Source organism: Bradyrhizobium sp. SZCCHNRI3043 (assembly GCF_032377735.1).
In the GTDB taxonomy this organism is placed as follows: Bacteria; Pseudomonadota; Alphaproteobacteria; order Rhizobiales; family Xanthobacteraceae; genus Bradyrhizobium.
In genome coordinates this window covers 15,496-39,377 of the sequence record NZ_JAUHID010000014.1, presented here as the reverse complement: position 1 = coordinate 39,377, position 23,882 = coordinate 15,496, and the positions used below count along the sequence as shown (strand labels likewise).

Below are 23,882 nucleotides of genomic sequence, written 5' to 3'. Positions count from 1 at the left end.
AACGGGTGGTGTGGGCAATGGCGGAGCCGGTCAGGCCGCCGGGAGGGCGTCGCGGGATCGCGGGCGCGATGGCCGATGTCTGGCCGCCGCGCGGCGCGCTGGCCGGCGGCTGGCCCGCGATCGGGTCCGGCGCGTCGTCGGCATTCGCCGCCCGCCTGAAGAGCTGGGCGGTCGAGGAGGCCGGGGCGGGCCGGCTGCTGCCCTGGGTGCCGGTGGCGTTCGGGGCCGGCATCGCGCTGTACTTCACCGCCGATCACGAGCCGGTGCTCTGGATCGCCGCCACCACCGCGGCGCTGCTCTGCATCGTCGCCATCATGATGCGGCGGCATCGGATGTTTCCGGTTGCCGTGATGATCGCAGCTGCAGCGTGCGGCTTTGCCGCGGCGACCATCAAGACCGCGCGTGTCGCACATCCGGTGCTGGCGCGGCCGTTGTATTCGGTGGCGCTGTCCGGCTTCGTCGAGGCGCGCGACATCCGCGAACGCAGCGATCGGATCGTGCTGCGCGTCGCCGCGATGGAGAGCCAGCGCAGCAGCATCAGCCTCGCGCGCGTGCGGCTCGCGGTGCGTAAGGGCACGGCGCCCGAGGTCGGCAGCTTCGTGCAGCTCAAGGCGCGGCTGCTGCCGCCGATGGCCCCGGTGCGGCCGGGATCCTACGACTTCGCGCGCGACATGTTCTTCCAGGGCATCGGCGCCTCCGGCTTCGTGATGGGCGCGATCACGACGGCGACGCCGCCGCAGGCCGCCGGCTTCGGCCTGGGCTATGCGGCGGCCATGCAGGGCCTGCGCGATGCGATCGACGCACGCATCCGCGCCCGTCTGACGGACGATGAGCGCGCCATCGCCACCGCGCTGCTGACCGGCCGGCGCGACGCCATCACGCCCGATGTCAACGATGCGATGTTCGTCTCCGGCCTCGGCCACGTGCTGTCGATCTCAGGCTATCACATGGCCGTCGTCGCCGGCGTCGTGTTCTTCGCCGTGCGCGCGCTGCTGGCGCTGATCCCAGGTCTGACCGTGAGCCATCCGATCAAGAAATGGGCGGCCGCGGCGGCGCTGGTCGCGGCGGCGTTCTACCTGCTGCTGTCGGGCGCGGAGGTCGCGACGCAGAGATCGTTCTTCATGACGGCCGTGGTGCTGATCGCGGTCATGGTCGATCGCCGCGCCGTCACCTTCCGCACGCTCGCGGTCGCGGCGATGATCGTGCTGATCGCGGCACCCGAAGCGCTGGTGCATCCGAGCTTCCAGATGTCGTTCGCGGCGACGCTCGGCCTGGTCGCGCTGGTGCAGTTCGGCCTGCCCAAACTGTTTGCGACGCCGGACAGCTCCACGACGCAGCGCATCGCGCTGTGGGGCGGCCGCGAGCTCGCGATGCTGCTGCTGGCCTCGCTGATCGCGGGGCTTGCGACCACGCCCTATGCCGCGTTCCACTTCCATCGCGTCACGCCCTATGGCGTGCTCGCCAATCTCGCGGCGATGCCGGTGGTTTCGGTGCTGGTGATGCCCGCCGGACTGCTCGGCCTGCTGGCGGCGCCGTTCGGGCTCGACGGTCCCTGGTGGACGCTGATGGGCCTCGGCATCGACTGGATGATCGCGGTGACGCGCTGGGTGGCGGCGCTGCCTGGCGCGGTCGGGCGCATCCCGGGCTTCGGCATCGGTCCGCTGATCCTGGCCAGCCTCGGCGTCATCCTGATCGGCCTGCTGCGCACACCGCTGCGCTGGTCGGGTGCCGTCGGGCTCGTGGTGGCCACCGCGTGGGCCGCCACGACGCCGCTGCCCGATGTCCTGATCGCCGGCGATGGGCGTGCGGTGGCGGTGCGCGGTCGTGACGGACGCCTGCATGTGATGCGCACCGGCAAGGACGTGTTCGCCACCAAGGAGTGGCTCGCGGCCGACGCCGATGCCCGGCTGCCGGCGGATTCATCGCTCGCCGATGGCGTCTCCTGCGACGAGGCGGGCTGCGTGGTCGCGATGGTCGACGGCCGATTCGCCGCCTTGACCCTGCGCGCCGAGGCGCTCGACGATGATTGCGCCCGTGCCGCGCTGATCGTCACCGCGCGCGCCGCGCCGTCATCCTGCGCGGCGGCCGTCATCGATCGCCAGCGCCTGCAGCAGCAGGGCGCCTTGATGCTGGTGCAGCGGGGCACCGGCTTCTCCGTCACGCCGGTGCGCGCCGGCGGCACCGACCGCCCGTGGTGGCCGGCGCCCGCCGAGGCCGGCGAGTTCGACACGACGCTGACGCCGCGTGCGCCGGTGTCGCGGCTTCAGGACGCGACGCCGCCGGAGACGGAGCAGGGCGAGCAGGATTGAGCGCCGGACAGCTCGAACGTGCTGAGATGATACAACGTGCTGAGATGATACTCGGTGTCGTCGGGTCCATCGAACAGCGAGGGACCTTCGACCAGCGTGAACGCAGCGCCCGGATATCGTTGCCAGACGGCGATGTCATCAACCGTGACCGTTAGCCATCCGAACGCAAGCATGTAGCGGCCGGGCTCGGTGATCCGGTCGGCCTTGTTCCAATCGATCTTGTTGACCGCGGCGGCAAGCTCCCCCGGCACACAATGCCGGCCGAGGGATGTCGTTCCTATTCGATGCGATGCCGGAGCGTGAGGTTCGCCCGAAAGGACCTTGCGCTTGCAGAAACCAAATCTCCCCCGGCCGAAAGCTCGCTCATGACCGAGAGAAATGCGGACGCGCAGGCGCTCAGGTGATGCTGATGCGGCGAATCGGTGTGGCCTGCGAAGCCGGAACGTCCTCCGCCATGCCCGGGCGGCGCTCGGCCGGCTGCTTGCTGACCGGCAATTGTAGCACGGTGACGCGCTGGCCCTCGCAGAGCTGGGTCACCAGCACGTGGCGGCCGTCGGCGAATTCGATCGCGTCGTGATGGCGATCGGGGATGTGCGTCTCGATGCTGTTGAACTTCGCGACGCGCTCGCGGATCGTCCGGGTCCAGAGCCAGCGGCTGTCGTAGCGGACGTCCTCGACAAATGCCAACTCGGTGCCGGGCAGCATGCAGACGGCGACGGTCGGCTCGCTCTCGAGGGCGAAGCCGCGGGTGGCGGTGCCGCGGAAGGTCATCGAGATCAACGTCTCGCCGACCTTGGCGGGACGGGACGCAACCGCATGGAGGCTGTAGTCACACATCGGATCGCTCCTCGTTGAGAGATAGCCGACCCACGCTCCCCCCGGACAGGCGCAGGCCTCTATCAGAGTGGACATCGATGGTGATGTTAGCGCGCGCTTCACGGCAATTCTGCGCTGATCTGCACCGCGTGCGCCCGCGGGCGATCACAAGCGTTTGAGCATGCCGCGCTGCACATCCTGAGGTGCATTCGCGTGTGACCAATTTCGATCGGCGGCGAAGCGCGTGCGCCCGTCGCCGATCGACCGATCGCGTCCGCGATCAGTACTTGCGATACAGCCCGACCAGCTTGCCTTGGATCTTCACCCGGTTCGGCGGCAGGATGCGGACCTCGTAGGCGGTGTTGGCCGGCTCCAGCGCGATCGATGCGCCGCGGCGGCGGAAGCGCTTCAACGTCGCTTCCTCATCGTCGATCAGCGCTACCACGATGTCGCCGGTGTCGGCGGTCTCGTTGCGCTGGATCAGCGCCATGTCGCCGTCGAGGATGCCGGCATCGACCATGGAGTCGCCGCGCACCTCGAGCGCATAGTGATCGCCGTTGCCGAGCATGTCGGCGGGCACGCTGATGGTGTGGCTGCGCGTCTGTAGCGCCTCGATCGGGGTACCGGCGGCGATGCGGCCCATCACCGGCACCGCAACGGGGCGCTCGCCATCGTCCAGCGCGGGAGTGCTGGTGCGCACCTTGCCGAGATTGCCCTCGATCACCGATGGGGTGAAGCCGCGGCGGTTGTTGGCGGCCTGTGACAGCTCGGGCAGCTTGATCACCTCGATCGCGCGGGCGCGGTTGGGCAGCCGGCGGATGAAGCCGCGCTCCTCGAGCGCCGTGATCAGGCGATGAATGCCGGACTTCGAGCGCAGATCGAGCGCATCCTTCATCTCGTCGAAGGACGGCGGCACGCCGGCTTCCTTGAGCCGCTCGTTGATGAACCGCAGAAGTTCGTACTGTTTGCGCGTCAGCATCTCGACCTGGTCCCCAGTTTGTTGTCGTCCGAGTCCAGGAGCTGCGCCTTGAGCACAAACCGGCTGAGAGCGCCTTGGAGTCGGACCATCATCGCGTCGCCCGCAACATACTAAAAACAAATCATGAACGGACACTATATGTTCGATGTGTGTTCCGCAATCCTTAAATTGTAGTGAACGGGCCGGGCTTTGCCGGGGGAAACGGCCTAGCTCGGCAGGCGCAGGATCTCGCACGGGCTGCCGGCGGCGGCCTTCGGCGCAAACGCCCGCCGGATCACCAGCGCCTGCGAGAGCGCGAGATTGCCGAGCAGCGACGAATCCTGCTGGGTCACCGGCGTTGCGATCAGGGTGCCGTCGGCGCGCTCCTCGAGCCGCGCCCGAAGATAGTCCTCGCGCGAATCGTTGGCCCCCAGCTCGCGGCCGAGCAGGGCGGTCTCGCGTGGCATGCGAGCTTCGTCGCGGCCGAGCAGCCGCCGAATCAGCGGCACCAGGAACAGGATGGCGCAGACATAGGACGACACCGGATTGCCGGGCAGTCCGATCACCCTCATGTCGCCGAGCCGTCCGTGCATCATCGGCTTGCCCGGCCGCATCGCGATCTTCCAGAACGCCATCTCGACGCCCTCGGCTTCGAGCGCCTTCTTGACCAGGTCGTGATCGCCGACCGAGGCGCCGCCGGTCGTGATCAGGATGTCGGCCTTGGCCTCGCGCGCCCGCCGGATCCCGGCGATCGTGGCCTCCATCGTATCCGCGGCGGTGCCGAGATCGATCGGTGTCGCGCCCTCGCTGCGCACCAGCGCCCGCAGGGCGTAGCCGTTGGAATAGACGATCTGGCCCGGGCCGGGCGTCGAGCCCGGCATCACCAGCTCGTCGCCGGTGGCGAGCAGCGCCACCTTCGGCCGGCGCCGCACCGGCAGTGCCGGATGATTCATGCTGGCCGCCAGCGACAGGTCGCGGTCGCTGAGCCGGCGGCCCGCCTTCAGCAGCACCATGCCCTGGTGGAAGTCGACGCCCGCGGGCCGAATGTGCCGGCCCTTGATGGCCGCCTCGTTGATCACGACATGGCCATCTTCGGCGATCGTGTCCTCCTGGATCACCACCGCGTCGGCGCCCTCAGGGACAACGCCACCAGTGAAGATGCGCGCCGCCTCGCCGGGTCCGACCACGCGATCGAACGGCCGCCCCGCCGCGACCTCGCCGATCACCCTCAGCCGCACCTTGGCCTGGGCTGCGTCCGCCGCGCGCACGGCGTAGCCGTCCATCGCCGACATCGCCTCGGGCGGCTGCGTCCGCAGCGCCGCGAGGTCCCGCGCCAGGATGCGGTGAAACGCCTCGTCCAGCGTCACCAGCTCCTCGGCCAGCGGCTCGGCGCCGGCGAGCACGGCGGACAACGCATCGGACACCGGCATCAGGGCCATGAGAGTTCCTTCGGACGGAGACGGCAGATCGAATGAGTCGCCTTCTAACCGAACGCGCACGGCTCGGCCAAGGGCTCAGGCCGCTTCCTGCCTTCTGATCGTCTGATGTGGGCCGCGTCCGGGCCGCTGCCTCACGATCGCGCGAGAAACCTTGCAATCAGTGCGCAGAAGGTCGACCGCGGTGCCAAGGCGTTGGCCGATGCGCCGTTCCGATTAGCTCCCGCCCCGCGTTCTATCCCGCAGCCGCGCGACAGGCTGCTCGCTCGGTCGTGTGCAGGATGTCCGCCACCATGTTCCGCAGCCAGACCGATGCTGCATCACGATCGAGCTGCAGCGGCCAGACCATCGAGACGGCCGGCAGCCGCAGCTTCAACGGCGCGGGACAGAGCGCCAGCCCAAACCGCGGCCCGTAGAGCCTTGCCATCCTGGTCGGTATCGTCGTGATTACCGGTGATGCGGCGACCGTCGCCAGCACGCTGAGGAATTCCGAGGAGGCCGAGACCACGTTGAGCTCGGTCCCGATCTCATCCAGCGCCGCCTCCAGACAGCCCTGCAGGCTGTTGGTCAGCGTCACCAGCGCGTGCGGAAGCGACAGATAGTCGGCGAGGCTGATCGGCGTTTTCATCGCGATGCGCTTTGGATTGTAGACGCAGCTCAGAGCCTGCTCGAACAGGAATTGCGATCTGTGCCGCTGCGCCACGGCCTCGAAGCAGCCGACCGCGACATCCAAGGCGCCATCGTCGAGCAGGCGATGCACTTCGTTACGCTCGGTCGGCCGGCTGAGAAGCCGCACGCCGGGCGCCGTTCGACGGAGCACCGCGGTGAGCTCGGGGATCAGCAGCAGCTCGACCTCACTTGAAAATCCCAGGCGGATGGTGCGCTGCTCGGTCGCCGGGTCGAACTCCGGTGCGGCATGCAGCGCTGCCTGCATCTGCCCCAGCGCCGCCCGAACCGGCCCGGCGAGCACCGCAGCCTTTGGCGTCGGCTGCATGACGGCGCCGACGCGGACGAACAGCTCGTCCTGCAGCAGCACGCGAAGCGTCGACAGCGTATGGCTCATCGCAGGCTGACCCACCTTGAGGCGTGCGGCCGCGCGCGTCACGCTGCGCTCCTGCATGAGCGCGTCGAACGCGACCAGCAGATTGAGGTCGAAGGAGCGAAGATCGAAGTGATCGATGGACTGCATGAGCTGGATCGATTTGAGGAATGTATGACCTAGTCCTAGATCTCGGCCCAGACAAGACCACCGTTCGGATCGAGGCCGCCAGACATGCAGGACATCACGACCTATCGCGTCGGAGACGCCACCATCACCAGGATCTTCGAGATCGGCCTCGATGCGGTCGAGGGCGAGTTTTTGTTTCCGGGCGTAGAAGCAGACAGCATCGTTCGGGAACGAGGCCAGGTGGGGCCGGGATCGGTCGATCCGCACACGGGATCGTTGCGCCTGAGCATCCATAGCTGGCTGGTGCGGACGCCGGAGCGGGTGGTCCTGATCGACACGGCCACCGGCAATGACAAGGAGCGGCCCGGCGCAGCAGTTCTGCATCGCTTGAACGAGCCGTTTCTCGACCGGCTGCGGGCGGCCGGCGTCGCCCCTGGCGATGTCGATCTCGTCTTGATGACGCATCTGCACGCGGATCATGTGGGGTGGAATACGCAGCTTGCCGATGGCCGTTGGACGCCGGTGTTTCCGAACGCCCGGTACGTTTTCTCAGGCCGCGAGCGCGCCTATCTGGCGGCACTGTCGGCCGCTGACGGCTCGGATGCCGCGATCAGGGATGCGGCCGGTCTCGGTCGCATGCTGCATCCGCCGCTGCCAGGGGTCTACGAAGACAGCGTGCTGCCGATCGTCGAGGCCGGCCTCGCGCGTGAGATCACGGTCGATGGCAGCGAGGTCGTGGATGGCTTCCGCTATCTGCCGAGCCCTGGTCACAGCATCGATCACGCCTGCATCAGCCTCACCTCGCGTGGCGAGCGCGCGCTGTTCTGGGGCGATGTGATGCATCATCCGCTGCAGGTCGCGCGTCCGGATTGGAACTCGGTGTACTGCGAATTTCCGGACGCGGCGCGGAGCTCGCGCCAATGGGCGATGAACCATGCCGCCGAGACTGGCTCCATCGTGTTCACGACCCACTTCGCCGAGTCCTCGGCCGGGCGGATCAGCCGCGACGGCGACCGGTTCGCGTGGCAGTTCGCCTGATCCGAGGTGACCATGACCGAGAACGCAACGTCCTCCTCGCGCATCGTTTCCGAGCGCCGCCTGATCGAAGGCCCGGTGTCCGATGTACAGCTTCAGCTCATCAACAAGCGCCGGCATGACGTGCAACGGTTCTCGGCCGAGCGCACGCTGGTGATGATGCACGGCGCCACCTTTTCATCCGCCAGCCTGTTCGACGTCGCGGTTGGTGGCGCCTCCTTCATGGATGTCCTGGCGCAGGCCGGCTACGATGTCTGGGCCGTCGATGCGCGCGGCTATGGCGGCTCCAGCCGGCCGCCGGAGATGTCGCGGGCGGCCGAGGAGGGATCTCCATTGGTCAATGCGCGGACCGCCGTGGACGATTTCGGCGCGGCGGTGGACTTCATCTGCCGGCATCGCGACGTCCCGCGCGCCAACGTGCTCGGCATGTCCTGGGGCGCCACCGTCGCGGGCATGTTCGCGAGCGCGGCGAGCGCGAAGCTCGAGAAGCTGATCCTGGTGACGCCGCTCTGGCTGTCCAGCGAGCCGCTGCGCATCGACGCCGGCGGACCGCTCGGCGCGTATCGGATCGTCAGCCCGCGCGCGTTCGAGGCTGCGTGGCGCGGCGCCGCTCCGGAGCAGGCGCGGGACAAGCTGATTCCGGACGGCTGGTTCGAGTCCTGGGCGGAGGCGACGCTCGCGACCGATCCGGACTCGCCGTACCCCGGCGCGATCCGTGCGCCTTCGGGCGCGGTGCAGGACGTGCGCGAGCATTGGACCGTGGACCAGCCGATCTACGATCCCAGCACGATCAACTGCCCTGTTCTCGTGCTCTCGGCGGAATGGGATGTGGACGTTCGCTTCGACGTGGCGCACGACCTGTTCGTTCGTCTCGTGAGCGCGCCGTACAAGCGCCTGGTCGAGATCGGGCAGGGCACGCACATGATCCTGATGGAGCGGAATCGACGGCAGGCGTTCGACGCGGTGATCGGATTTCTGGACGAGCGCGTCGTGCCGGCGCGTTGATCGTCGCGCGGACGGCCTGCACCGCGTTAGAGCGGATGCCGAATCCAGACATTCGGCTCGACATAGGCGGCATGGTCGTGCTCGACCGACGCGAGCACGGGCACGAGAGCAGCGGGGACCTCGATCTCACCCGAGCGATCGAAGGTCACGCCGGTCCATTGCGACCACTCGGCGAGCGTGCCGACGATGGTCATCGAGCACGGCGCGATCTTGACGATCTCGCCACCGATGCCGAGGTGCGTGCGCAGCCAGGAATCGACCAATCGGCCGTCTTCGCGCCGCTGATCGAGATAGGCGCGCATCGGCGTCCGCGGCGCCAGATGTTTCTGGTTCGGTCGCACCGGCGCATACAGCTCGGCAAAACCTTTGGCGCGTGCGCAGCCTTTCAGAGCCGCGAGCATCGCGCGCGAGCTGCCCGGCACCCGCGCCTTCGGCAGCAGCGCGATCTCCAGCGCGCTCATCGTCGTCGTCGGCCGCCCCAGCAGGCGGTCCTCGTGACCCCAGCGGATCACCTCGTCCCAGCCCGCATCCGGCAGCGTGCGGCGGCCCTCGATGCCGAAGGTGAAGGGGACGGCGAAGCGCGCCCGACCACCTCGTCACCGGCGAGCGCCGCGTAGGCGCAGTCCGCATAATGGTCGAACACGGGCGAGTCGAAGTACAACATCGCCGTCCGGTCTTGACGCATGAACTCGAGCTAAAGACCATCGAGCCCGGGCGAGAACACGCGCGGGATCAGGTCGGCCGATCACGCAAACAAATGATGTCGAGGGGCATTCGGTTCTTCCGGGCGGCGGGGCGTGCAGGAGCGGACAGCTTAGGCGGTCGGGCCGTCTGCGACCAGCGGATGCGGCGGGAGACGGGCCGGATGGCGCGGTTGCCGGCGGTCGAATTTAGGATTCGCTTTTTCGGAAAAATCTGCTATGCTGATTTGGTCCCGTGCTCGACAGGAGGGGCGCTTCGCGATCGTCACGGACGTGGAGCGCGGGATGCGGTGGCCGCGACGTGTCGCAGCGTGCCCTGATGGCGCGCGGACGAACGGCATGGCGCGGACGTGAAGTCGCGTGGTCCTGGCATCCCGAAGCTGATGCCAAGCCGGCGGGTGATGATGATCCCGACGGCGACGGTGGCCAACAAGCCGGGCACCGGGGAGATCGCGTATAAACGTGAAGACCATCGCGCAGGGAATGCCGGATGTCGGCTGGACCTGTGGTGACTGCCGCCTGCTTTTTTTCTGCAGGCGGGCCATGGGTTGCGGCCAGCAGCCCGGCATTCCCTGCGCCCTCCGATTGGAGGAGGGTGAGATGAGAGCAGCAAAGCTCGGGCACATCGTGTCGCGAGAACAATCTTGCATGAGTGGGCACCGTCATTGCGAGCGCAGCCTTTCAGAACGTCACGCCGCTGGCCATGACGCACCCTTGCGCGATGCGATCAGATCCCGAGCGCCTCCAGCGCCGCGGCGATGTCGTCCGTCGAGCGCACCAGCACCGCCTGCAGCCCGCTGGCCCGCGCGCCGTCGATGTTTTCAGCGAGATCGTCGAAGAATACGATGCGCTCGGCGGGCACGCCGATCGCATCGACCACATGCGCGTAGGCCTCGGCATCCGGCTTTCGCAGGCCGATCGACGACGACAGGAAGATCTCGCGAAAGTGACCAAGCAGGTCGGCGTAGCGCGGCGAGAAGTGATCGATGTGCGGCTGGTTGGTGTTGGAGAAGGCATAGAGCGGCAGTTTCTCCGCCGCGCGTGCGAGCAGCGGGGCGATGCCGGGCATCGGACCGACGAAGATCGCGTTCCAGCCCTCGAGAAACTGCGCGTCGGTGATGTCGATGCCGAGCTGCCGGCGCAGGTTGGCGAAGAAGTCGGCGTCGGAGACCGTGCCGCGCTCATGCCCGTGGTAGATCTCGTCGCGCACGAAGCGCGCGGCGAGATGCTCCGGCGCGCAGCCGGCATGCGCGGCCCAGCGCGAGACGACCTGGACGAAATCGATGTCGATGACGACGCGGCCGAGATCGAACAGCAGCGCGTCGGCGTCGCCGGGGCGGAGAGCGGAGGAGGGCATGGAGGGGGGCGTCGATGGCTGGCGTTGAACGGAAGGGCCTCCGCCTCAATAACGGTAGGGCTCGATGTCGACCAGCGGAAACGCGCTGACGACGCTCGGCTGGTTGGTGGCGGTTGCCGGATGCAGGTAGGAGCCGTTGAGCTCGGCGAACGAGGTGACGCCGAGCAGGCCGAGCGCGCGGATGACCTCGTCCTCCAGCAGCTCGAGCATGCGCAGGATGCCGTCCTCGCCGGCCGCGGCGAGCGCCCAGCATTGCAGCCGGCCGATGCCGACGAGGTCGGCGCCGGAGGCGATCGCCTTGACGATGTCGGTGCCGCGGCAGAAGCCGCCGTCGACCATGATCTTTGCCCGGCTCTTCACGGCGGCGACGATCTCCGGCAGCACATGCATGGCTCCGCGGCCATGGTCGAGCTGGCGGCCGCCATGGTTGGAGACGTAGATCCAGTCGACGCCGTGATCGACCGCAATCTGCGCGTCCTCGGCGGTCGCGATGCCCTTGATGATCAGCGGCAGCTTGAACTTGTCCTTGATCAGCTTGACGGTGTGCCAGCTCAGCGCCTTCTGGTGGTCGCCGCCGGTCGCGCGCAGCCGGCTTTCGCGGACGTAGCGCTTGGCGATGTCGCGCTCGCGCCGGCTGTAATGGGCGGTGTCGACGGTCAGGCAGAACGCGGTGTAGCTGTTGGCGACCGCCCGGCTCACATAGTCCTCGACGAAGGCGTCGTCGCCGCGGACATAGAGCTGGAATATTCGCAGCGCGTCGGGCGCGGCCTCGGCGGTCTTCTCCAGCCCGGGTTCCGACACCGAGCTCAGCATGTGCGCCGCTCCGAATCGGCCCGCCCCACGGGCCACGCTGGCCGCCCCTGCCGGATCGAAGATTTCGAGCGCACCGACCGGGGCCATGACCACCGGCAGGCGCAGCTTGCGTCCGAAAGTTTCGACCGAGGCATCGACCCTGGACACGTCGCGCAGCACGCGCGGACGGAACGCGATCTCGTCGAGCGCCATCCGGTTCCGACGCAGCGTGGTCTCGGTTTCGGCCCCGCCGATGATGTAGTCCCAGGCGTTCTGGTTGAGCTGGGCGCGCGCCTTGCGGATGAGCTCGTGCAGGTTCTGGAACTTCTCGTCGCTCGAGCCGAGTTCGACGTTCCGCCACCCGGCCTCGATCGGGGTCCGTTGGTTCATGTTTGCCTCCCAGCGACTGTCATGCTTGCGGTTTTGCCGCGGAGCATTGCCCATCGAGCGGGCCGGGAGCAAGCCATTCCGAACTCGAGCTTCCCGGGCGCGCGCAGGGAGCGGCGCCCCGCAGGCCCAGGCCATCAAATCGCGGCGTGGTACACGGCTCGTCGAATTGTGATCATGGGTGTCCGTGAAAGACGGGGTATGTTCAGCCGGGCCCAGCGCCGGCGCAGCCTTGAGCTTGATTTCAGCCTGTGAACGTCCATTTCGGATGCGAGCGCCGGCGGTCGGGCCCCGGTACGGCGGCGCAATATCGGCCTTGAAGAAACCGGAAATGTGGTGTGTGTTCGCAACACAAATCGCGCCGGCGATGCGTGCGGACCATTTGATCGGCCGGCCATCCAACAAACGCTCGGGAAGCAAACAATGCGGAAAAACTGGCTGTTCTTGGCGGGCACGATGACCGGCGTCGGGCTGACCCTGATGGTCACGGGTCCCGACGGCGCGCAACTCGTTGCCAAGGCCAAGGCCGCGGCCGGCATGGCCGACACCTATTCGCAGCTCAATCTGTTCGGCGCGGTGTTCGAGCGTGTTCGCGCCGACTATGTCGAGAAGCCGAGCGATCCCGCGCTGATCGAAGGCGCCATCAACGGCATGGTGTCCTCGCTCGATCCGCATTCGCGCTACATGAACGACAAGTCCTGGCGCGACATGCAGGAGACCACGTCCGGCGAGTTCGGCGGACTCGGTCTCGAGGTCACCATGGAGGAGGGCCTGGTCAAGGTCGTCGCGCCGATCGATGACACGCCCGCGTCCAAGGCCGGCGTTCTCTCGGGCGATCTCATCGCCAAGATCGACGGCGAGGCGGTGCAGGGGCTGACGCTCGAGCAGGCCGTCGCCAAGATGAAGGGCGGCGTCAACACCAAGACCAAGCTCACCATCATGCGCAAGGGCAAGGACGCACCGCTCGACGTTACGCTGACGCGCGAGATCATCAAGGTGCGCCCGGTGCGCTATCACACCGAAGGCGGCGACATCGGTTATATCCGCATCACATCCTTCAACGAGCAGACCACCGAGAGCCTGCGCAAGGCCGTCGCCAGCATCTCCAAGGACATTCCGCAGGAGAAGCTCGCCGGCTATGTGGTCGACCTGCGCAACAATCCGGGCGGCCTGCTCGATCAGGCGGTGTCGGTCTCCAGCACGTTCCTCTCGCGAGGCGAGGTGGTTTCGACCCGCGGCCGCAATCCTGAGGAGACGCAGCGCTTCACCGCACGCGGCGGCGATCTCACCAAGGGCAAGCCGCTCGTGGTGCTGATCAATGGCGGCTCGGCCTCGGCGTCGGAGATCGTGGCGGGCGCGCTGCACGATCACAAGCGTGCAACCCTGGTCGGCACGCGCTCGTTCGGCAAGGGTTCCGTGCAGACCATCATTCCGCTCGGCGCCGGCAATGGCGCGCTGGCGCTGACTACGGCGCGCTACTACACGCCCTCCGGCCGCTCGATCCAGGCGCAGGGCATCGCGCCGGACATCGAGGTCAAGCAGGACGTGCCGGACGAGCTGAAGGATCGCGGCGATCTCAAGGGTGAGGCCGGCATGCGCGGCCATCTCTCGGCGCCCGACGGCACCGAGCAGACCGGCTCGCAGTCCTACGTTCCGCCGGACGAGAAGGACGACAAGGCGCTGCACGCCGCCTTCAACGTGCTGCGCGGCGTCACCGTGAATGCCGACGTCCGTGCCAAGGCGGCGGTGCCGAACTGATCTTCAGGGTGGCGCCTTGCGGCGTCCGATGCTCACACCCGAGGGGGCGGCCCTGAGGCCGTCCCGCCGTGGTTTTCGACCAGCGTGTACAAGCGGACACGGAGTATGTCCGTCTGTGTCCCGTAGATCATGGCGGAGCCGTGGACTTCAAGCGGCGAACGGGACGACTGGTTGTTAGGGTTTGAGTTTGGCTTGTGGAAAAGCCTCAAATTGCAACGGTATTTATCGGTTCGGAACTGGCTTACGCGGCGTTGGGGCGCGAATGGCGGCCGGTTGAGGGATTGGCGCGCTGCGCGGCGAACAATTGCCCCACGTCGGCTGCGGGCTTCGGAGGGCTGAACAGATAGCCCTGCATCTCCGAGCAGCCGAGCCGCTTCAGCACCTGGCGCTGCGCCTCGGTCTCGACGCCCTCGGCGGTCGTCGACATCTTGCGGATGGCGGCGATGTTGACCACGGCCTGGACGATCGCCGCGGAGCCCTCACTCTCGGTGATGTCCTGGACGAAGCAGCGGTCGATCTTGATCTTGTCGAACGGAATGCGCTGGAGGTAGCTGAGGCTCGAATAGCCGGTGCCGAAATCGTCGAGCGCGATACGGACGCCGAGCGCGCGCAACTGATGCAGGGTGTCGAGCGCGTCGTCGTCGCGGATCAGCACCGCTTCCGTGATCTCGAGCTCCAGCCGATGCGGCGGCAGGCCGGAGGTCGCAAGCGCATTCGCGACCTTGAGCGCCAGGGTGCCGCTCTTGAACTGCACCGGCGAGACGTTGACGGCGAGCCGGATGTCGTCCGGCCAGCTCACAGCCTCGGTACAGGCGACCTGAAGGACGCGTTCGCCGAGCAGGTTGATGAGGCCCGTGTCCTCGGCGATCGGAATGAACTCGGCTGGCGAGACGGTGCCGCGGGTCGGATGCTTCCAGCGCACCAGCGCCTCGCAGCCGACGATGCGGTCGTCCTGCAGGCTCAGACAAGGCTGGTAGTAGACCTCGAGCCGATCGTCGGCGATGGCCTGGCGCAGGTCGACCTCGAGCTGGTGGCGCGCCTTGACCTGGGCGTCCATCTCGGGCTCGAAGAAGCGCCAGGTGCGCCGTCCCGCGGCCTTGGCGGCGTACATCGCCAGATCGGCATTTTTCATGATCTGGTCGAGATCGGTGCCGTGCTCGGGGATCAGCGCCACGCCGATCGAGGCGTCGGCGGTGAGCTGATGGCCGAGGCAGTAGCGCGGGGCGCGGATCGCGCTGAGAATATCCTCGATCAGCTGTTCGACGTCCTCGCGGTTGCGGATGGCCGTCTGAACCACGGCGAACTCGTCGCCGCCGAGGCGGGCGACGAATCCCGTGGTGCCGACACAGGCGCTCAGGCTCGCCGCGACGGATTTCAACAGCTCGTCGCCGACGAGGTGGCCGAGCGAATCGTTGACGCCCTTGAACTCGTCGATGTCGATGTAGTGCAGCGCGAGGCGCCGGCCTTGGAGGACGCCGGTCAGCTCCTCCTTGAGGCGCTCGTGAAACAGGGTGCGGTTCGGCAGATCCGTCAGGGCATCATAGTGCGCCAGATGCGTGATCTGCTCCTCGGACCGTTTGCGCTCGGTAATGTCCTCGTGGGTGGCGAGCCAGCCGCCGCCCGCGATCGGCTCGTTGACGATCTGGATCCAGCGACCGTCCGTGGTCTCGATGATCTGCGAGGTCTTGCGGCCGATGTCGCGCAGCACCGCATCGGCATATTCGCCGTCGTCGCCCGCGAGCGAGCCGGTCGCCTTGCGGTGCGCGATCAACTCGCGGAACGTGCAGCCTGGTTTCACGACGTCGGCAGACAGGCCGTACATGTCGACGTAGCGCTGGTTGCTGATGACCAGGCGCTCCGATGCGTCGAACAGCAGGAGGCCCTGGGTCATGTTGTTGACGGCCTTGTCGAGCCGTTCCTTCTCCAGCGTCAAGCGGCGGCTGGAGGCGTCGTGGTCGCTGATCAACCGGCGCACCACGACGTAGAGCATGCCGGCGATCAGCAGCACCGAGGTCACGCCGACGGCGATCAGGAAGCGCATCTGCTCGCGCCAGTCGGCGAGCGCCGCCGAGACCGTCGTCGTCGCGGTCACGATCAAGGGATAGCTCGTCAGCCGGTGCGATGCGCCGATGCGGTGCTCGCCGTCGACGGGGCTGCTGAAAATGCCCGTGGTGTTGCCATCGCCGGCCAGGATCTGGCGGAAGATCGGCGCGCTCTTGTAGTTCTGGTTCTGCATGCCCTCGTGGCGTGGATGGCGGGCCAGAAGGGTTCCGTCGCGATGCATCATCGAGATCGCCGCGTCGGGCCCGAGCGCGACGGAGGCGAAGAACCGCTCGACATTGATGGGTTCGAGGCTGCGGCCGATGATGCCCAGGAACTCGCCGTTGGGACTGGTCAGCTTCAGGGCGATGACCGCGACATATGTGCCGGTGATCCGGCCCACGACCGGTTCGATCAGCAATTGCGGCGCGGTCGGATCGGCTTTCAGCCGCTTGAAAAAGGTGCGATCGGCAATATTGACGGGCGGCACCGGCCAGGCCGCTCCGGAGTTGATCAGGTTGCCGTCGGAGTCGAAGATGTTCAGACCGCCGACATAGGTCACCGCGCTCAGCTTGTCCTTCAGCATGGCATTGACGGCGGCGCTTCCCATCTGCTCCTTGAAGCGGGCGCCGGTGTCGATATGGTTCTGTCGGACGTAGTTGGCGAGATCGCGCTGGATCGCGCCGAGATCCTCCATCTGCTGATCGAAATGACGCGCCAGTAGAAGGACGGTGTTCTCCAGCTCGCGCGTCGCGCTGTTCAGCGCGCGTTCCCGGAAACTGTCGGCCATGATGGTCGTGCCGATCGCGATGGCTGCAATCAGCACGAGGCCTCCGCCGACCAGCCAGCGGATCGGTCCACCGCGGTCGGTCGAAGCTCTGAGGGCATTCCGTGGACTAGCGTTGGTCGTCATCGGTCCTGAATACGCTTGCGATAGGCGCTTCGGGATGGAACCGCTACGATGTCCCTCCCACAACCATTGCTATAGGCCCGCTATGGAAGTGAGGTTAGGAAGTTGAGTTAGCGAACAATTAATTCGAAGTTGTATTTGGTTTTCCAATACCTTCAGGCGCGATAACGCCCGGACTTGCCGCCGATCTTCTCGGTCAAACGGATACCTTCGATGCGCACGCCGCGCTCGGCGGCCTTGATCATGTCGTAGATCGTCAGGCAGGTGACGGACACGGCCGTTAGGGCTTCCATCTCGACGCCGGTCGGCCCGGTGACCTTGACGGTTGCACTGACGATGCAGCCGGGCAGCGCAGCGTCGGGGGTGATGTCGACGGTGACCTTGGAGAGCGCCAGCGGGTGGCACAGCGGGATGAGCTCGGATGTGCGCTTGGCGGCCATGATGCCGGCAATGCGAGCCGTGCCGAGTACGTCGCCCTTCTTGGCGTTGCCGGAGATGATGAGCTCGAGCGTCGCGGGACTCATCACCACGCGGCCTTCGGCTGTTGCCGTGCGCTCCGTTGCAGCCTTGTCCGACACGTCGACCATGCGGGCTTCGCCACGAGCATCGATGTGGGTGAGGGCGGGAGCGCCGGGTGACTTGTCGGACATTGTCACTCAGCCGCGCTGGCGGAGGCGGCATCGCGCGCGAGCAACGCGCGGGTCGCCGCCGTGACGTCCGCCTGCCGCATCAGGCTCTCGCCGACCAGGAAGGTCTGGATGCCGACGCGCGCCAGGCGCGCGAGATCGGCCGGCGTGAAGATGCCGCTCTCGCCGACCAGCAGACGCTCCTTCGGGACCAGCGGCGCCAGCGTCTCGGAGGTCGCCAGCGTGGTCTCGAAGGTGCGCAGGTTGCGGTTGTTGATGCCGATCATCGGCGAGCGCAGCTTCAGCGCGCGATCGAGCTCGGCGCGATCATGGATCTCGATCAGCACATCCATGCCGTGGGCGAGCGCGGCGGCCTCGATCTCCGCAGCCGCGGCGTCATCGAGCGCGGCCATGATGATCAGGATGCAGTCGGCGCCATGAGCGCGAGCCTCGACCACCTGATAGGTGTCGAACATGAAGTCCTTGCGCAGCACGGGCAGGGCGGTCGCGGCGCGTGCGGCGACCATGAAGTCCAGATGGCCCTGGAACGACGGCGTGTCGGTCAGCACCGAGAGGCAGGCCGCGCCGCCGGCCTCATAGGCCCTGGCGAGAACAGGCGGATCGAAATCGGCGCGGATCAACCCCTTCGACGGCGAAGCCTTCTTCACCTCCGCGATCAGCGCGTAGTCGCGGTTCGCATGCTTGGCTCGGATCGCCGCGACGAAGCCGCGCGGCGCTGAGGCATCACGCGCTCGCGCCTCGAGATCCGACAGCGGGCACGCCCGCTTGGCGGCCGCGATCTCCTCGCGCTTATAGGCTTCGATCTTGGCCAGGATATCCGACATGGCGCGCTCCGCAGATCAGTCGTTCGAGACGTCGATCAGCTGCTTCAGCCGCGCTGCTGCGGCGCCGCTGTCGAGCGAATCCCGGCCGATTGCGACGCCTTCCTTCAGCGTCTTGGCGCGGCCGGAGACAACCAGCGCCGCCGCGGCGTTCAGCAGGGCCACATCGCGATAGGGACTCGGCAGGCCATCGAGCACACTCTGCAGCGCCACGGCGTTGGCCGCCGCGTCACCGCCCTTCAGACCATCGCTGCCGCACAGGCCAAGCCCGGCCTCCTCGGGCGAGACCTCGAAGGTACGGATATGGCCGTTCTCCAGGGCGGCGACGAAGGTCGGGCCGGTCAAGGTGATCTCGTCGAGCCCGTCGGAGCCGTGCACGACCCAGGCGGCTTCCGAGCCAAGATTCTTCAGCACCTGTGCCAACGGCTCCACCCATTGCCGCGAAAACACGCCGACCATCTGGCGCCTGACGCCGGCCGGATTGGACAGGGGACCGAGCAGATTGAAGATCGTGCGAGTGGCGAGCTCGACCCGGGTCGGACCGACGTTCTTCATCGCCGGATGATGCGCGGGCGCGAACATGAAGCCGATGCCGGCCTCACGCACGCAGCGTCCGACCTGGTCGGGCTTCAGATCGATCTTGACGCCGAGCGCGGCGAGCACGTCGGCTGCGCCCGAGCGCGACGACAGCGCGCGGTTGCCGTGCTTGGCGACCGGCACGCCGGCGCCGGCCACGATGAAGGAGGCGCAGGTCGAGACGTTGACCGAGCCAGAGCCGTCACCGCCGGTGCCGACGATGTCGACCGCGCTCGCCGGCGCGTCGACGCGCAGCATCTTCGCCCGCATCACGCTGACGGCGCCGGTGATCTCCTCGACCGTCTCGCCGCGCACACGCAGCGCCATCAGCAGCGCGCCCATCTGCGACGGCGTCGCCTCGCCCGACATCATGCTGTCGAAGGCGGACGCCGCCTCCTCGCGGGACAGCGGCGCGCCGGTCGCCAACTTGCCAATGATCGACTTGAGATCGTCCATCGCGTGCCCCTAGCGATCCGTCATTGGTTGCTGCTGCCGCCGCCGACCACCTGGGCCACGGCAGCCTCGTTGATCGTCGTCCCGATGTCCTTCTCGAGCTTCATGACATAGGCCGTGCCTTGCTCGTCGGCGAGCGCGCGCTGCAACTGGTCCTTCAGCTTCTTGGTGTCTTCGGACGCGAGGTCGACCTTCGGCTCGATGATGTCGGTGACACGGAACACAATCCACTGCCGGCCGCCATCAGCCTCGGTCTGGCCGACGCCGTCCTTCGCCGTGCGGAATGCGGCGGTGATCGCTCCGGTGGGGACGCCGGGAACCGAGGCGTCGCGCTTGAACGCGCTGGCCGTCTCGACCTTCACGCCGAGCGATGCCGCCTCGTCGGCGAGCTTGCCGCCCTCGTTGAGCTTCTTGACCAGCTCGGTGGCCTTCGCGCGCAGCTTGGCTGCGACCTCGTCGTCGCGCCAGCGCGCGGCGACCTGATCCTTGACCTCGTCGAGGGGGCGATCGCGCGGCGGGGTGATGCCGAGAACCTCGAACCAGACATAGCCGCCGCGGAACGAGATCGGCTCGTTGTCGACACCGACGTCGCTGTTGAAGGCCTGCGCAACGACATCCAGGCCAAGCGGGATGTTCGAAACGGGCTGGCCGTTGGGTTGCTTGCCGGACCTGTCGACCGCTTCGAGCGTGACGGCATTGAGACCGAGCTTCTTGGCGGCCTCTGACACGCTGGCGCCACCGCCGCGCTCGTCTTCCATCTTGTCGCGAAGATTGGCGACTTGCGACTTGGCGCGGTCGGCTGCGATCTCTTTCTTGATGTCGGCAGCGACGCTCTCATATTCCGGCTGTTGGCCCGGCTGAATCGCGCTGACCTTGACCAGCGCCACGTTGAACGCGCCCTTGACCGGCTGGCTGACCTCGCCGGTCGGCAGCGAGAAGGCGGTATCGGCAACGACAGGGTCGAGAATCGCCGATTTCGTCACCAGACCGAGATCGAGATCGGCTGGGTTGAGGTTGCGCTCCTTGGCGAGCTCGTCGAACGTGACTTCACCCGCGGCGATCCGGGCGCGCGCCGCTTGTGCCTCCTCCATGGTGGGGAAGGTCATCTGCTGGGCCTGGCGCTTTTCCGGCGTGCCCATCAGCGCCTTGCGCTGGTCGAACAGCTTCCTGGCGTCCTCGTCAGATACGTCGGTCCACTTGCCGATCTCTTCGGGCGTCACCACGACGAAGGAGATCTTGCGATATTCCGGCGCCTTGAACTGGGCTTTGTGCTCTTCGAAATAGGACGCGAGAACCTCGGGCGAGGGCGCATCGATGGTGCCGGCCTGCGCCGCGTCGAGCTTGATGTAATCGATCGAGCGCTGCTCGTTCTGGAAGCGGCCGAGCGCCTCGAGCATCGTGTTGGACGGCTCCAGCCCGGCCGCGATCGTGCCGGTGATCTGCCGCCGCAGCGACTGTCGGCGCTGGTCAGCCAGATAGCGCTGCTCGGTGAAGCCGAAATTGCGGATGATGGCCTGGAAACGCTGCGGGTCGAACGCCCCGTTCGGGCCCTTGAAGTTGGGATCGCTGAGGATCACCCGCATGGTCTCCGCATCGGACTGGGCGAGACCGAGACGGCGGGCCTGCTCGTCGAGGGCGGCTTCCGCAATCGTCTGCTGCAGAACGGAGCGGTCGAGCCCGAACATGCGGGCCTGCTCGGTGGTCAGCGGACGGCCGAGCTGGCGGCCGATCTGCTGCAGCCGGTCGGTATAGATCTGCCGGAACTCGTTGACCGAGATCTCCGTGCGTCCCACGGTTGCAGCCGTCGACTGCCCGAAGCCGCGGAAGATGTCGGCGATGCCCCAGATGCCGAAACTGACGATCAAAACGCCCATGACCACCGCCATGATGGTCTTGCCGAGCCAGTTTGATGAGGCCTTGCGTAATCCTCGAAGCATGGGTCCAGTCTGTCTGCAGGAAAAAGGATGAAGAGGCCGCGCCTTAAAGCAGATTCCGCAAAAGGCCGTCACCGAGTTGAAACGGCTTATAAAGAGGCCGCCGCCCGGTCGCAACCTCGGCCCTGAGGCCGATTGAAGCGGTGGGAAGACGGCTCCCGCTCTGGTGCTCGTCGAAGGGCTCTGCTAGCCGATGTCCGTCACAACATTTGCTGGAATCCCGCCATGACCGACCGCATCCGGCCGCTGATCGCCGGCAACTGGAAAATGAACGGCCTGAAGGCCTCGACCGCCGAGTTCGACGCCATGCTGGCCGGAGCCGCCGAGGTCACCGGCAAGGCCGATCTGCTGGTCTGTCCGCCCGCCACTCTGGTGGCAGGCTTTGCCGAGAGGGCACGCGGCACCCACGCGATCGCGGTCGGGGCCCAGGATTGCCACCCCAAGGCGTCGGGAGCCCATACCGGGGACATCTCGGCGGAGATGCTGGCCGATGCCGGCGCCAGCGCCATCATCGTCGGCCATTCCGAGCGGCGCGCCGATCATGGCGAAACCGATGTTGTGGTGCACCAGAAGACTGAGGCGGTGTGGCGTGCCGGGCTGGTCGCGATCGCTTGCGTCGGCGAAACCCAGCAGCAGCGCGATGCCGGGCAGACGCTCGACATCCTGCGCGGCCAGCTCAATCTCAGTCTGCCGCAGGGCTCACGGGCCGACAACCTGGTCGTGGCCTATGAGCCGGTCTGGGCGATCGGCACCGGCCTGACCCCGACCGCCAAGGATGTCGAGCAGATCCATGCCTTTATCAGAGAGCTGCTGATCGATCGCTTCAAGCAGGAGGGAGCGCGGACGCGCATCCTCTATGGCGGCTCGGTGAAGCCCTCCAATGCGGCCGAGCTGATGGCGGTCGCGAATGTCAACGGCGCGCTGGTCGGCGGCGCCAGCCTGAAAGCCTCAGACTTTCTCGCCATTGCGAAGGGCTGTTGAGAAGCGACGTGAGCGAAAGCGCGCGCCTCAGTCCGCCTGTTCGATTCGCTTCCAATAGATCTTCGTGCCGGTGAGGCCGCCATGCGGCTTCAAGGCATAGTCCGGAATGGTTCCGCTCAGCTGGAAGCCGACGCTTTCATAGAGCTGTGAGGCGCCCCCATCCTCGGCGGTATCGAGGACCAGCATCGTCCGCCCATGCGTGCGGGCGAGGTTTTCGGCCGCGGTCAGCAGCGCGGTCGCGATTCCGCGTTTGCGGTGGCTGATGCGCGTCATCATCTTTGCGATCTCGGCGCGGTGCGGCTGGTTTGGCGGCAGCTTCAGCTGCAGCGTCACGGTCGCGATCACATCCTCTCCATCGAAGGCGCCGAGAACGGCTCGTTCGCCGCGCGCCGCGGCCGAAAGCGATTCCCGCCAGAACGCGTCGGCATCCTCCTCGCGAAGCGGGTGCATGAAGCTGACCGAGCCACCATGGGCGACCGTTTCGATCAGCATTGCGCGAAGCGCAGCCCGGATTGCCGGCGTATCTGACAGGGCCGCGATTCGGGGCGGGGACATTCTCAACTCCTGGCAAGGGCGACGACGTAGACGCAGGGCGCGTCGGTCTCATTGGCAAAGGTGGTGTCGATCGGTGGGCCGAAGCCGAGGCAGTCGCCCGGCCCGAGCACGTGACGTTCCGCGCCTTCCGTGATGGTGAGGTGCCCGTTCTGAACCCAGAGGAGCTGGCGGATGTGGATGTAGGAGGAGGCCGGCAAGGTCACGCTGCGGTGCGCCGGCATCTCGACGGTCACCAATTCGATCGGATGATCCGGCCTGAGAAAGACCTGGCGCCTGACGTAGCCCGTGTCCGGGTCGCGCCAGACCGGCTGCTCGGCGGCCTTGGACAGGCGCTCCGACTGGGCTTCGGCGCGGAGCATCAGGCCGGCCAGCGTGAGATCGAAAGCGCTTGCGAGCTTAACCAGGATCACCGCGGTCGGGCTGACTTCGGCACGCTCGATCTTGCTGATGGTTGCCTTCGACACGCCAGAGCGTTCGGCGAGGTCGGCCAGCGACCACCCACGGCCGTCCCGTTCCAGCAGCAGGCGACGGGCGAGCCTCTGGCTGAAGTCGTCTACTATTTGATCCATTCGTCTCTAATAGTGGATATTGAGGCGGCCGGCAAGTGTCGACCCGGAGGGCGACGTCGGCGCTTGTGCGAAGCGCGGTTGGGATTATCTGCGGGGTGGCGTTGCTCGACATGATCGTGTAACACCGCGCAAATTTCCGAATAGCCCGCGAAGCTCTCGCGATCCCGGCCCCCGGTCGGGGCCTGCGAGGGCTTGTGACGGAAGGTCACCATGCAGACTGTCTTGATCGTCATCCACCTCATGATTGTCGCCGTCCTGATCGGTACGGTGCTGTTGCAGAAATCCGAGGGCGGTGGCCTTGGCATGGGCGGCGGCGCCGGTTTCATGTCGAGCCGCGGCACGGCCAACCTGCTAACGCGCACGACCGCGATCCTGGCACTCCTCTTCTTCCTCACCAGCCTGGCGCTGACTTGGCTCGCGGGTCTGGATCGCAAGCCGACCTCGATTCTCAACAACCTGCCGGGGCAGACCCAGTCAGGCGGAGCGACCCCAGCGGCGCCGACCGCGGGCGGCGTGCTCGACCAGCTCAAGAAGGCCGACGAGCAGCAGGCACCCGCGGCTCCGGCTGCGCCGCAGGCCCCGCAGTCGCAATAACGCGGGCAAGCCATGCAGGAACGCAATTGGCGTCCTGCGTCATGAGGCGGTCTCAAGTACCTGAGACCATTAATATTTTG

Annotated in this window: 21 protein-coding genes; 6 read left to right on the top strand and 15 right to left on the bottom strand. The window is 66.9% G+C overall.

Annotated elements, in window-relative coordinates; all coding sequences use genetic code 11:
* Positions 1-17 precede the first annotated feature (17 nt).
* Positions 18-2,309, top strand: coding sequence for a ComEC/Rec2 family competence protein (locus tag QX124_RS23560; RefSeq protein WP_315798424.1), 2,292 nt, complete (start codon positions 18-20; stop codon positions 2,307-2,309).
* On the opposite strand, the gene QX124_RS23555 is transcribed toward QX124_RS23560, so the two are convergent.
* The 5 genes from QX124_RS23555 to QX124_RS23535 all read right to left on the bottom strand — a co-directional run bounded on the left by QX124_RS23555 (position 2,264) and on the right by QX124_RS23535 (position 6,708).
* Positions 2,264-2,482, bottom strand: coding sequence for a hypothetical protein (locus QX124_RS23555; protein WP_315798482.1), 219 nt, complete (start codon positions 2,480-2,482; stop codon positions 2,264-2,266). The two genes, QX124_RS23560 and QX124_RS23555, sit on opposite strands and share 46 nt — an antisense overlap.
* Positions 2,483-2,705: 223 nt before the next feature.
* Positions 2,706-3,146: a hypothetical protein gene (locus tag QX124_RS23550; protein WP_315798423.1), complete on the bottom strand. Its 441-nt coding sequence runs from the start codon at positions 3,144-3,146 to the stop codon at positions 2,706-2,708.
* Positions 3,147-3,405: 259 nt separating this feature from the next.
* A complete protein-coding gene (gene lexA, locus QX124_RS23545) occupies positions 3,406-4,104 on the bottom strand; it encodes a transcriptional repressor LexA (protein ID WP_172109545.1) in 699 nt (232 codons plus the stop codon).
* A 206-nt stretch (positions 4,105-4,310) separates the two neighbouring features.
* Complete coding sequence (gene glp, locus QX124_RS23540; RefSeq protein ID WP_315798422.1) at positions 4,311-5,522, bottom strand: gephyrin-like molybdotransferase Glp; 1,212 nt, start codon at positions 5,520-5,522, stop codon at positions 4,311-4,313.
* A gap of 232 nt (positions 5,523-5,754) precedes the next feature.
* Complete coding sequence (locus tag QX124_RS23535) at positions 5,755-6,708, bottom strand: LysR family transcriptional regulator (protein WP_315798421.1); 954 nt, start codon at positions 6,706-6,708, stop codon at positions 5,755-5,757.
* Between the two features lie 84 nt (positions 6,709-6,792).
* Between QX124_RS23535 and QX124_RS23530 the strand changes: the two genes are divergently transcribed.
* Both QX124_RS23530 and QX124_RS23525 read left to right on the top strand, forming a co-directional pair.
* Positions 6,793-7,725: an MBL fold metallo-hydrolase gene (locus QX124_RS23530; protein ID WP_315798420.1), complete on the top strand. Its 933-nt coding sequence runs from the start codon at positions 6,793-6,795 to the stop codon at positions 7,723-7,725.
* A 12-nt stretch (positions 7,726-7,737) separates the two neighbouring features.
* Positions 7,738-8,727 (top strand): alpha/beta hydrolase, encoded by a 990-nt coding sequence (locus QX124_RS23525; RefSeq protein ID WP_315798419.1) that lies wholly within the window; start codon positions 7,738-7,740, stop codon positions 8,725-8,727.
* Between the two features lie 26 nt (positions 8,728-8,753).
* On the opposite strand, the gene QX124_RS23520 is transcribed toward QX124_RS23525, so the two are convergent.
* The 3 genes from QX124_RS23520 to QX124_RS23510 all read right to left on the bottom strand — a co-directional run bounded on the left by QX124_RS23520 (position 8,754) and on the right by QX124_RS23510 (position 11,967).
* Positions 8,754-9,239 (bottom strand): hypothetical protein, encoded by a 486-nt coding sequence (locus tag QX124_RS23520; protein ID WP_315798418.1) that lies wholly within the window; start codon positions 9,237-9,239, stop codon positions 8,754-8,756.
* Between the two features lie 916 nt (positions 9,240-10,155).
* Positions 10,156-10,785, bottom strand: coding sequence for an HAD family phosphatase (locus tag QX124_RS23515; protein ID WP_315780179.1), 630 nt, complete (start codon positions 10,783-10,785; stop codon positions 10,156-10,158).
* A gap of 45 nt (positions 10,786-10,830) precedes the next feature.
* Complete coding sequence (locus QX124_RS23510) at positions 10,831-11,967, bottom strand: alpha-hydroxy acid oxidase (protein ID WP_315798417.1); 1,137 nt, start codon at positions 11,965-11,967, stop codon at positions 10,831-10,833.
* Between the two features lie 420 nt (positions 11,968-12,387).
* Between QX124_RS23510 and QX124_RS23505 the strand changes: the two genes are divergently transcribed.
* Positions 12,388-13,722 carry a S41 family peptidase gene (locus QX124_RS23505; RefSeq protein ID WP_315738209.1) on the top strand — a complete coding sequence of 445 codons (1,335 nt, stop codon included), beginning with the start codon at positions 12,388-12,390 and terminating at the stop codon, positions 13,720-13,722.
* Positions 13,723-13,963: 241 nt separating this feature from the next.
* Here QX124_RS23505 and QX124_RS23500 read toward each other — a convergent pair whose 3' ends face one another.
* From QX124_RS23500 to QX124_RS23480, 5 genes are all read right to left on the bottom strand, one after another.
* A complete protein-coding gene (locus QX124_RS23500; protein WP_315775018.1) occupies positions 13,964-16,675 on the bottom strand; it encodes an EAL domain-containing protein in 2,712 nt (903 codons plus the stop codon).
* Between the two features lie 152 nt (positions 16,676-16,827).
* Positions 16,828-17,322 carry a cyclic pyranopterin monophosphate synthase MoaC gene (moaC, locus tag QX124_RS23495; protein WP_315775016.1) on the bottom strand — a complete coding sequence of 165 codons (495 nt, stop codon included), beginning with the start codon at positions 17,320-17,322 and terminating at the stop codon, positions 16,828-16,830.
* 2 nt (positions 17,323-17,324) lie between these two features.
* Positions 17,325-18,143: an indole-3-glycerol phosphate synthase TrpC gene (trpC, locus tag QX124_RS23490; protein WP_315738206.1), complete on the bottom strand. Its 819-nt coding sequence runs from the start codon at positions 18,141-18,143 to the stop codon at positions 17,325-17,327.
* 15 nt (positions 18,144-18,158) lie between these two features.
* The gene (trpD, locus tag QX124_RS23485) at positions 18,159-19,172 is read right to left on the bottom strand and encodes an anthranilate phosphoribosyltransferase (RefSeq protein ID WP_315775015.1); all 1,014 of its coding nucleotides are present in this window, start codon (positions 19,170-19,172) and stop codon (positions 18,159-18,161) included.
* Between the two features lie 20 nt (positions 19,173-19,192).
* Positions 19,193-21,106 carry a peptidylprolyl isomerase gene (locus tag QX124_RS23480; RefSeq protein ID WP_315775014.1) on the bottom strand — a complete coding sequence of 638 codons (1,914 nt, stop codon included), beginning with the start codon at positions 21,104-21,106 and terminating at the stop codon, positions 19,193-19,195.
* A gap of 222 nt (positions 21,107-21,328) precedes the next feature.
* Here QX124_RS23480 and tpiA point away from each other — a divergent pair, with 222 nt between their 5' ends.
* Positions 21,329-22,084 (top strand): triose-phosphate isomerase, encoded by a 756-nt coding sequence (gene tpiA / locus QX124_RS23475; protein WP_315798416.1) that lies wholly within the window; start codon positions 21,329-21,331, stop codon positions 22,082-22,084.
* A 27-nt stretch (positions 22,085-22,111) separates the two neighbouring features.
* Here tpiA and QX124_RS23470 read toward each other — a convergent pair whose 3' ends face one another.
* Positions 22,112-22,639, bottom strand: a complete 528-nt coding sequence (locus QX124_RS23470; RefSeq protein ID WP_315798415.1) for a GNAT family N-acetyltransferase — start codon at positions 22,637-22,639, stop codon at positions 22,112-22,114.
* Positions 22,640-22,641: 2 nt separating this feature from the next.
* Complete coding sequence (locus QX124_RS23465; protein ID WP_315798414.1) at positions 22,642-23,208, bottom strand: XRE family transcriptional regulator; 567 nt, start codon at positions 23,206-23,208, stop codon at positions 22,642-22,644.
* A 210-nt stretch (positions 23,209-23,418) separates the two neighbouring features.
* On the opposite strand from QX124_RS23465, the gene secG reads away from it, so the two are divergent.
* A complete protein-coding gene (secG, locus tag QX124_RS23460; protein WP_315798413.1) occupies positions 23,419-23,802 on the top strand; it encodes a preprotein translocase subunit SecG in 384 nt (127 codons plus the stop codon).
* Positions 23,803-23,882 lie beyond the last annotated feature (80 nt).